At 65.7% G+C, this 3,899-nt stretch carries 5 protein-coding genes and 1 pseudogene; all 6 read left to right on the top strand.

Features of this window, described 5'->3' with window-relative positions; genetic code table 11:
* Positions 1–552 (top strand): annotated as a pseudogene (locus tag L995_RS33705) (hypothetical protein); the annotation flags it as partial.
* 17 nt (positions 553–569) lie between these two features.
* Positions 570–1,856 carry a phage capsid family protein gene (locus L995_RS06105; protein ID WP_047470175.1) on the top strand — a complete coding sequence of 429 codons (1,287 nt, stop codon included), beginning with the start codon at positions 570–572 and terminating at the stop codon, positions 1,854–1,856.
* A gap of 59 nt (positions 1,857–1,915) precedes the next feature.
* A complete protein-coding gene (locus tag L995_RS06100; protein WP_047470172.1) occupies positions 1,916–2,395 on the top strand; it encodes a hypothetical protein in 480 nt (159 codons plus the stop codon).
* A gap of 69 nt (positions 2,396–2,464) precedes the next feature.
* Positions 2,465–2,914 carry a hypothetical protein gene (locus L995_RS06095; protein WP_156135995.1) on the top strand — a complete coding sequence of 150 codons (450 nt, stop codon included), beginning with the start codon at positions 2,465–2,467 and terminating at the stop codon, positions 2,912–2,914.
* On the top strand, positions 2,911–3,582 hold the full coding sequence (locus L995_RS06090) for a phage adaptor protein (RefSeq protein ID WP_047470165.1): 672 nt from the start codon (positions 2,911–2,913) through the stop codon (positions 3,580–3,582). The genes L995_RS06095 and L995_RS06090 overlap by 4 nt, the downstream gene beginning before the upstream one ends.
* A gap of 18 nt (positions 3,583–3,600) precedes the next feature.
* Positions 3,601–3,899, top strand: a 299-nt coding sequence (locus L995_RS06085; protein ID WP_197065110.1) for a hypothetical protein, incomplete at its 3' end; no start/stop codon positions are given.

The raw sequence follows: 3,899 nt of genomic DNA, 5'->3' as shown, positions 1-3,899 counted from the left end.
CGCGCCGGCCTGCTGAAGCTGCACGCGGCCACCCGCGAGCAGCTCAAGGCAGAGCTGAAGGCGGAACTGCAGGCGGAGGTCGAGCGCGAGCTGGCTCCGCTGCGTCAGCACCGCCAGGCATCGGCCGAAGAAGTGCACTCGAACGCGATCTACGCGGCGCACCCCGACGTGGACTCCATCGCCCAGAGCGCGGAGTTTGAGGCATGGCTCAAGGCCATGCCCAGCTACGCGCAGAACGCCGCTCGCGGCGTGCTGGACGGCGGCACCACCGAGCAAGTGATCGAGCTCTTCAAGGACTACAAGGCAGCGACTGCCGCTTCCGCCGCACCCGCTCCAAAGGATCCCCCGAACGACCCGGCCAAGGCCGCCAAGGAAAAGCTGGCGGCCCTCGCAGTGCCCGTGCCCAACAGCCTCTCGGACATCCCGGGCGGCCGTCCGGGTGGCGGGTCCCTGTTCGAGCGGCTGGATTCGCTCGAAGGCATGGAGCTCTTCAACGCGATGGCCGACCTCACGGAGGAGCAGCGCGAAGGGTTCCTCAACCGAAAAACCTGAACTGAGCGAGGACTGACATGACCAAGACCGCAATGTCGGCCGGCGACAAGCAAAAGCTGGTGCAACAAGCCGTTGGCGTTTTCACTGCGACGCAGAAGCGCCATTCCAACATCAACCGCCTGACGGGCAAGTTCCCGAAGATCGATACAGCCGCCAGCTCGATTGCCAACCAAACGAGCAACACCATGCCCATCGTCCAGACCATGGACATGGGCAAGGGCAAGGGCGACGAGCTGAAGTTCAAGTTCGTCAACCCCGTGGGCGGCATCCCCATCATGGGCGGTGAATACGCGGCCGGTCGCGGCGAGGGCGTGAGCCTGTCCGAGGACCGCCTGCGTGTGAACCAGGCCCGCTTCCCGCTGGACCTGGGCGGCGTGATGGACGAGGTGCGCAGCCCGGTGGACATCTACCGCCTGGCCAAGCCGCTGCTGCAGAGTGCCATGGACAACTACGAGGACCAGCTTTCGCTGGTGCACATGGCCGGCGCGCGCGGCTTCGAAGACAACATCACCTGGCGCATCCCCCTCGCGGCGGATCCACGCTTCAACAAGGTGGTGGTCAACCGCGTGAAGGCCCCGACCAAGAACCGCCACTTCATCGTGGACGGGGATTCGGTGCAGCGCTTCAAGACGAATGCCGGCGAGGTGGACCTGACCACGGCCGACATCATGAAGATGTCCAACGTGGACGCCATCCGCAGCTTCCTCGGCCAGATGGTGCTGCCGCCGCCGCCCGTGGAGTTCGATGGTGACGAGATGGCCAAGGACAGCCCGTTCCGGGTGCTGCTGGTGTCGGATGCCCAGTACGAGAAGTTCGCCACCGACCCGAACTTCCGCAACTACCAGGCCCAGGCTCTGGCCCGTGCGCGCAACGCCAAGGATCACCCGCTGTTCCGCAACCCCGAGGTTGCGCTGTGGAGCGGTGTGCTCATCGTCAAGATGCCCAAGCCCATCCGCTTCTTCGCGGGCGATGAGATCAAGTACTGCACGCAGTTTGACAGCGAGACCGAGGCCGGCGTGATGGTGCCCCAGTCCTTCGGCGAAACCTTCGCAGTGGATCGCGCCATCCTGCTGGGCGGCCAGGCCCTGGCCAAGGGCTATGCCAAGAGCCGTCACAACGGCCTGCCGTACTTCTGGAAGGAGCAGGACGACGACTTCGAGGACAAGCTCGAAGCCATGATCGGCGGCATCCTGGGCGCCTCCAAGATCCGCTTCGCCGTGAACATGGGTGATCGGGTCGAGTTCACCGACCACGGCGCCACCGTGATCGACACCGTGGTGCCGATCTTCGGTCGCAGCCTGTAAGGCCTGGGGCAGGGGCGCGGCCCCCTGTCTCGCTTCCTGAACTTCCAAAGGAGCCAATCATGGCAAAGATCAAAATCCTCGGCGCCGACCGCAACCAGTTCGGCGGCGCCCGTCCCTATGGCAATGTGACCACCATCCGCAGCGTGCTGGAAACGGGCGCCACGGGCATCCCGGTGCGTTCCAACGCCATCGCGGCGCTGGCCGTCAATGATGTCGTGCAGATCAACACGCTGCAGCCGGGCTTCCTGGTCGAGGCGGTGTCGCTGATCGTGTCCAACGGCTTCGGCACGGGCGTCACGGCCTCGCTGGGCTTTGAATACACCGACGGCGTGGACCGGCCCGAGCTGCCCCAGGCCGCCAACTACTTCGGCGCCGGTATCGACCTGGCCACCGTGGCGAACCTGCGCCTGAACCTTACCAAGAAGCTGGCCAAGTTCCCCGCTGGCGTGACGCTGCTGCTGACCATCACCGGCGCGGCCGTGGCTGAGGCCGGCTATCTGGATCTCATCGTCCACGGCGAAGGCCTGGGCGCGGACTGACCCCGCCGCGCGGCCAAAAAGGGGCGGCGACGCCTCTTTCCGCGCTGGCATGAACCGCAGAGGCTCATGATGAACCAAGAAACCAAAGTCGCGGTCCAGTACATCGGGCGCCGCCCCTCGTACATCGACCGCCTGTATGGCACTGGCCTGTCGTTCGATGCGGAGCAGATACGCGACCTGCCCGCGTCCATCGCCAAGAACTTCCTGCGCCATGGCGACCTGTTCCAGCGCGCGGCCGTGGTCGAGGAGGCCGGCGCGGGCCAGGGTGGCCAGCAGGCCCCCAGCACGCCGCTGGACGATACGGCTGCACAGCTTGCCGAGGCACAGCGCCTGCAGGACGAGCAGCGCGCCAAGGATTTGCGCCGGCAGGAGCTGCTGGACCAGGTCTCGAACATGGACAAGGAAGGGCTGCAGGTGTTCGCCAAGGACACCTACAACCAGGTGGTGCCCAAGACCATGACCCTGGAGAACATGCGCGCCAAGGTGTTCGCCTTCATTGACGAGTACGGCGCGGTATGAACGTTCAGCAGCTGGTGGAACAGTTCCGGGTGGACTCCCTTGATCGGGAGAAACCCTATCTGTGGGGCGAGCCCGAGGTGCTGGGCTGGCTCAACGAAGCCCAGGCCGAAGCTGCGGTGCGCGGCCGCCTGCTGCTGGACGACTCGACGCCTACCGTGTGCGAAGTCGCCGTCGCGGCCGGCGCGGCCAGCTACCAGCTGCATCCGAAGGTCTACGAGATATCGCATCTGCGGTTCGTGAGCGCGGCGACATCGCACGCGCGCGGGCTGGACCTCGTGTCGCGCGAGTTTCTGGATTCCAAACATCCGCACTGGCGCGATCACGGACCGGGCGAGCCTCGCTTCGCTATCCAGACCGAGACGCGGCTGCGCCTGGTGCCAGCGCCGCGTGAGGCGGGGACGCTGCGGTTAGAGGCCTATCGGCTACCGCTCAAGCAACTGACCCACTGCAACGACAAACCCGAGATTCACGAGGCTCACCACGCCTACCTCGTGCACTGGGCGCTGCATCGTGCTTTCGGTCTGCCTGATTCCGATGGTTTCGACCCCTCGCGGTCGGCCACCTCCCTGGGTGAGTTCGAGGCCTACTTCGGCGCCCGGCCCGATTCCGACCTGCGTCGCGCGACACGGCACGATGAACCCCAAGTGACCGTCGTTCACACCCTGTGAAAGCAGGAGGAGAAGAGCATGCGAGGATTCGATCCCGAGAAAATGAAGCAGGCCAGGGCTGAAGCGCTGGCCAACCAGCCCCGCCTTGGGTTCCGGTTGCGCGGTAGCGGTGGGCAGCAGGAGGCGATTCAAGCAGGGCCCGGCCTCGGCTTCGGCCCCACATCGGTGTTGGAGGCGCGAAAGGCCCAGGCCCAGAACCAGGCGCCCGACTCCATCCCCGCCATGGTGAAACCGGGTGAGTTCGTCTTGCCGCCAGATACCGTGCACGCCATGGGCGGCGCTGGCGCGCTGCAGGCCGCCGTCGATGCCACCCACAC

It is taken from the genome of Delftia sp. ZNC0008 (assembly GCF_000799035.1).
Taxonomy (GTDB): domain Bacteria; phylum Pseudomonadota; class Gammaproteobacteria; order Burkholderiales; family Burkholderiaceae_C; genus Comamonas; species Comamonas tsuruhatensis.
The sequence above is the reverse complement of the archived record's forward strand: the minus strand, read 5'-3'. Positions and strand labels throughout refer to the sequence as shown.